This window comes from Cupriavidus sp. HPC(L) (genome assembly GCF_000307735.3).
Lineage (GTDB): Bacteria > Pseudomonadota > Gammaproteobacteria > Burkholderiales > Burkholderiaceae > Cupriavidus.
Genome location: NZ_AMPR02000197.1, coordinates 1 through 5703 on the forward strand (window position 1 = coordinate 1; position 5703 = coordinate 5703).

General features: G+C 66.3%; 5 protein-coding genes and 1 pseudogene. 3 read left to right on the plus strand and 3 right to left on the minus strand.

The genetic code is table 11. From position 1 onward, the window contains the following. Positions 1-377, plus strand: a pseudogene (locus B551_RS26560) (SAM-dependent methyltransferase); the annotation flags it as partial. 104 nt (positions 378-481) lie between these two features. Next, on the plus strand, positions 482-1315 hold the full coding sequence (locus B551_RS26100; protein ID WP_157071973.1) for a DUF6216 family protein: 834 nt from the start codon (positions 482-484) through the stop codon (positions 1313-1315). Between the two features lie 81 nt (positions 1316-1396). On the opposite strand, the gene B551_RS12615 is transcribed toward B551_RS26100, so the two are convergent. Beyond that, positions 1397-2359: a LysR family transcriptional regulator gene (locus B551_RS12615; protein WP_006575950.1), complete on the minus strand. Its 963-nt coding sequence runs from the start codon at positions 2357-2359 to the stop codon at positions 1397-1399. A gap of 132 nt (positions 2360-2491) precedes the next feature. Between B551_RS12615 and B551_RS12620 the strand changes: the two genes are divergently transcribed. Beyond that, positions 2492-3457, plus strand: coding sequence for a DMT family transporter (locus B551_RS12620; protein WP_043439307.1), 966 nt, complete (start codon positions 2492-2494; stop codon positions 3455-3457). 25 nt (positions 3458-3482) lie between these two features. On the opposite strand, the gene B551_RS12625 is transcribed toward B551_RS12620, so the two are convergent. Both B551_RS12625 and B551_RS12630 read right to left on the minus strand, forming a co-directional pair. Next, the gene (locus B551_RS12625) at positions 3483-5054 is read right to left on the minus strand and encodes an MFS transporter (RefSeq protein WP_043439291.1); all 1572 of its coding nucleotides are present in this window, start codon (positions 5052-5054) and stop codon (positions 3483-3485) included. After that, positions 5051-5703 (minus strand): HlyD family secretion protein (locus B551_RS12630; protein WP_023264218.1); only part of this gene is annotated, 653 nt, incomplete at its 5' end. The genes B551_RS12625 and B551_RS12630, both read right to left, overlap by 4 nt.

A 5703-nucleotide genomic window follows, 5' to 3' on the forward strand; every position in this document is an offset into this window, starting at 1 on the left:
CGCGAGCGGTGCAGGCCGCGGCCGCGCGCGCCGGCCACGCCCCGCACGTACGTGTGGAAGCGATCCAGGTGCCAGCGGAATGGCCGCGGCAGCGCTTCGATCTGGTGGTGCTCAGCGAGTTCTGCTACTACCTGGCGCCCGACCAGGTCGCGCTGCTGGCGCGCCGGGTACGCGAGTCGATGGAGCCCGACGGGCTGCTGCTGGCCTGCCATTGGCGGCATCCGTTCGACGAGCAGGCGTGTCCCGCGCACGAGGTGCATCGCCTCCTCGAGCAGGAAACCGGCTACGCGCGTACGGCCAGCTATCGCGAGGACGATTTCATGATCGATGCGTGGACCGCCGATGGGCTGAGGCCGACTCAGCGCGAGGCGCGATAACCAAGGCTCGCTTCGGACAACCCCTACCAAGCAGGGATGACAGTCTATGGATAGCGGCGCAGACTCTCGAGAGCTTAGTTCAAATTGGTTGGATATTTTTCAATATGGAGTTCACCACATTTTTGAATAGCACGGTGTCGTCTTTGATCATCGCTGCTGTTCTAGCGGGGGTCGCATTTTTTTTGGTTCGCGCGCGAACAGGATCATGGCGCCTATTGATGGAGAGAATTTGGCGTATTGCAGCCGGAAAATCGGATATTTCGGATGATCGAATCAATGAGTGGACGCGAGAATTGCATGAGGTGGAGCGATTTCGATTCATGTACGGATTCAAGGTTGAAACCGTTCAAGAAGTTCATGAATTAATAAACTGGATTCGATCTTGTCGTATCAGATTTCGCGAGGCTTGTAAGGCCGCGCACTGGATCGCTGTCGACAAAAGTATAACGCTATACCAGCCATCATCTCGATTCTATAAGAAGGGAATTGCTGCGTTGGCTGCGCTGTATTTCGCGATGGCAGCACCCCTCATGATTGGTAGCAGCGGTTGGGAGTTATTGAGAATCAAGGAGACCGGCACATGGTTCGTCACTGATGGTGTTCGGGCGATGTCGTTCGGGTGGAAGGTAAAAAAGGGAGTATGTGGGCCGGCGCAATGGGTGGCCGCTTCAACGGAAAAGGCGAAGCATGATATCGAGATAGTTTGTAAAGGAATTGTGGGTGGTTCACTTGCTAAATTTGTTGACGAATCGCGCTCTAAAACAAAATGGATATGGATAGGTATCGCTGTACCAATTTTTTTGGCGCTGGTTAAGGTATGTAAAGACCTGTGGTCGGCGGTGGCCGCACGGCGTATTGCGAAAGAGTTGGAGGAAAAAAATATGATAGTACGTTTGGCTGATTTTCCCCCGGCGGCTCATGGTGGGAAGTTGCGTTAAGAGGAATCGCCGGCCGTTGAGCTAAGAAAAGCTGTGCCAGTCGACCTCCAAGCAGAGATCACGGAATCATTCCCGTCCGTCTCAATTGCAAAACAAAGAGAGCGGTGCCGAACGTCCGCGCGCATCGCCCGGGTCGCCTAGATGTTTCGCCAGATAGTCGATCAGCACGCGGACCTTCGGCGGCAGCACGCGCTTGGGCGGATACAGCAGCCACACCGCGCCCTGATAGGCCCGCGCGCGGAAATCCCAGTGCGGCAGTACCTGTACCAGCTTGCCGGATTGCAGTGCCGCGTGCGCGGCGAAGTCGGGCAGGGCGGCGATGCCGAGATGGCCGAGCGCGCCTTCGAGCCGCGCGCCGACATGATTGGCGATATAGCGCCCGCGCACCGCGACCGTCTGCGTCTCGACGCCGCGGCGAAAGCGCCAGCGATTGTCGTCGGCGGCCTCGCCGAGAAACAGGCAGTCGTGTCCCGCCAGTTCGCGCGGCTGCGCCGGCACGCCGCGCTTGCCCAGATAGCGCGGCGACGCGCACAACACCCAGCGCACCGTACCGAGGCGGCGGCCCGCCAGCCCCGGCGGCGGATCGTCGGTCAGCCGGATCACCAGATCGACCTCGTCGGCCAGCGGATCGAGGCTCTGGTCGGAAAAGCGCAGATGCACGTCGATCTGCTCGTACTGGCGCAGGAACGCCGGAATCAGCGGATGGAGGACGGTCTTCGCATAGGCCACCGGCGCGCTCAGCGTGACGCGGCCCTGTGGACTTCCGCCCAGTTGGCCGGCCGCATCGACGGCGCCGGCCGCGGCGCCCACCATGTCACGGCAGAACCGCGCCACCTGTTCGCCGGCTTCGGTCACGCGAACCTTGCGCGTCGAACGTTCGAGCAGACGCGTGGCCAGCGCCTCCTCGAGCCGCTTGATCTGCCGGCTGACGGTGGACGGCGTGCTGCCGAGCTGGCGGGCCGCCAGCGAGAAGTTGCCGGTTTCGACGACGCGGGCGAAGACCGCGAGGTCCGGCAGCAGGGCGATCAGCGTGTTCTGGTGCATCTGGCGGGCGTGCAGATTGATGAATCGGTGACATCAAAGATTTGCGGATGAGACAGATTATCGCCGTGGATGCAATACCCGACAATGCGCGAAACGATCTTCTTGTCCGCGCATCCGCCGAGTCCCGAAGCCATGACCGCCCCACAAGCCCGCCTGCTGATGTTGTCCGACCTGATGCTGCTCGGGGTCGCCGTGGTTTGGGGCACCAGCTACGGTGTCGCCAAGCAGGCGCTGCAGTACTACCCGGTGCTGGGTCTGCTGGCGCTGCGCTTCGGGCTGACCTTCGTGCTGCTGTCGCCGGCGCTGGCGTCCCTGCGGAGCATACCGGCGGCGTCGGTGGCGCGCGTCACCGGGGCCGGCGTGCTGTTGCTCGGCATCTTCCTGTGCGAGACCTTCGGCCTGTTGCTGACCCGGGCGGCCAATGCGGCGTTCCTGATCAGCCTGTGCGTGGTGCTGACGCCGCTGATCGAATGGCTGCTGCTGTCGCGCCGGCCGGCGCGCCTGGAATGGGTCGCGGTGTTGCTGTCGCTGTGCGGTGCCTGGATATTGGCCGCCGGCGGGGCATGGCCGCTGTCCTTTCATCCCGGCGATGCGCTGATCCTGCTGGCCGCGCTGCTGCGGGCCATCTATGTTTGCGCGATGAAGCACAGCATGGGCCGGCAGCCGCCGCCCGCGCTCGCGGTTACCGCGCTGCAGGCCGGCGTCGTGACGATCGGCAGCGTGGCAGTCGCATGGGCCGCTGGCTCCAATGGCGCACCGACCTGGCCGCTGCCGCCGCTGCCCTCGTTACCCGGGTTCGGCGAGCAGGGCGCCTTCTGGTTCTGCCTCGTTTATCTGGTCGGCGCCTGCACGCTGTTCGCCTTCTTCGCGCAGAACTACGCGATCAAGCGCAGCAGCCCGACCCGTGTCGCGTTGCTGATGGGAAGCGAGCCTGCGTTCGGCGCGCTGTTCGCGTGGCTGTGGCTGGGCGAGCGGGTTGCGCCGTCCGGCTGGATCGGCGGCGGCCTGATCGTGCTGGCCTCGCTGCTGGCCACCGTGCGATGGCACCGTGCGATCGCGCCGGCGCACGAGGTGCCGAGGGCGGTGGAACCGACGTAGCGGCGAGGCCGGATCGCCATCCCCGTCAATGCGCGGCGGTACCGCCGGCGCGGCGGGCGAGCACCGCCTTGACCGCCAGCAGCACGGGGATGGCCACGACGAACAGCAGCGCCAGCGACAGGAAGCCCGCATTGAAGGCCAGCGCGCCGGCCTGCCGTTCCAGCAGCGGTTCCAGCGTGGCGGCCATTGCCACGGCGGGATCGACGGGCGACAGCGCCTGCCGCAACGGCGACTCCATCGACGCGGCGGCGAGCGGCGCGTCCAGGCCGACCGGCAGCGTCTGGACCAGCGCCGTCCGTGCGGCGCCGTGGCGATGATGCAGATATGTCTGCAGGAAGGCGATACCGATCAGCCCGCCGAACTGCCGGCCGAAGTTGAACAGCGCGGCGCCCTGGCAGGCCAGTGCGGCCGGCAGTCCGCCCAGCGTGACCAGCGTCAACGACAGGAACATCAGCCCGAGGCCGAAGCCGCGGATCAGCAATGGCGGCGTCATGTCCGGCAGGCCGCTGTACGCGGTCGTGTACGACAGCATGCCCATCGCCAGCATGAACAGCACGATGCCGAGCGGGATCAGCTTGAACGGCGCCACGCGCGTGTATTGCGCCAGCGCGCCGCCCGCCAGCAGGCCCAGCGACGCGGTGGCGGCGCTCGATACCAGCAGATCGCCCGCATGGGTCGGGCTGAGCCGCAGCACGTTCAGTGCGAAGGCGGGCAGCAGGAAGGCGCTGCCGAACAGCGCGAAGCCGGCGACGAAGCTGACGCAGAAGCCGAAGGTGAAATGCGGATCGCGGAACAGCTGTGCCTGCAGCCACCGGCCGCGATCGCGCCGCAATTGCCGCCATGCCGTCAGCAACAGGGCTGCCGCGGCCAGCAGTGCTGCCTGCACGATCAGCGGCGAGTGCAGCCAGTCATGGCGATTGCCTTCCTGCAGCACGAACGCGGTCGCGATCGAGCCGACGGTCAGCAGCGCGATACCGACCGGATCGAGCGCGTGCCCCGGCGCCGACCTTTCCACGTCGCCACGCTGGTGCGAGGGCTCGCGGCGGAGCGCCAACAGCGCCAGCCCGATCCCCGGCAGCCCGAATGGCACACCCGCCAGAAACACCAGGCGCCAGGATCCATGATCGGTAACCCATCCCTGCGCCAGCGGCGCCAGCGTGGTCGGCGCCATCACGGTCGCCAGCGCGAACACGGCCTGGCTCAGCGGCATCCAGCGCGGCGGCGCATCGCGAAACAGCAGCGCCTGCGCGGTGGCGAGCATCAGCGCGGCGCTCGCTCCTTGCACGAAGCGGCAGGCGCTCAGCATCGCCAGATCGAGCGGCAGCGATGCGGCCGCGGTCGACGCCACCAGCAGTACGCCGGACCACCGCAGCGCCGCAGCCTCGCCGAAGCGGCGGGCCACCGCGGCCGCGATGACAAAGCCGGCCAGTTTCGCCGCGAAGTAAAGGATGTTGAGCCAGGCCGCCTCGTCCAGCGTCGCATGCAGGCCGCCGGCGAAATGGGCGCGATTGACCATCATCAACGTGCCGTTGATGGCATCGGTCAGCGCCAGCAGCGTCACCGACGCCAGCAGCATGGCAAAGCGCCGGTCCATCATCTGGCCTGCGTCAGTCCCTGCGTGGATCCCTGCGCGAGCCCCCGCGGAAGTTCCTGGGCGACCTGCCGTGGCGCCGGCGTAGCCGATGCCGCAGCGCTCGGGCGCGTATCGATCGACACCACCGCCGACAGGCCCGGCACCAGCTTGCCGTGCAGCGCGCCGCCGGGCGCCGGCACGATCTTGACCGGCACATGCTGCACGATCTTCGTGAAGTTGCCGGTGGCGTTGTCCGGCGGCAGCAGCGCGAACTGCGCGCCGCTTCCCGGCGACACGCTGACGACCGTGCCGTCGATCGGCACGCCGGGATAGCCGTCGAGCTCGATCCGTACCGGGCTGCCGACGCGGATCCGGTGCAGCTCAGTCTCCTTCAGGTTCGCGACGACCCACGATGTCTCGACCGGCACCAGCGCCAGCGCTTGCGTGCCGGGCTGCACGTAGCGGCCGACGCGAATCTGCCGATTGCCGACCACGCCGTCGACCGGCGCACGTACCACGGTATTGCCCAGGTCGATGCGCGCCAGCTCCAGCCGTGCCAGTGCGGCCGCTTCGGCGGCCCGGGCCTCGTCGACCTGCGCGGCGATCACGTCCAGGCGGCGGCGCTCGGCATCGAGCTGGGCCAGCGCGCCTTGCTCGGCGGCCGCCGCCTGTT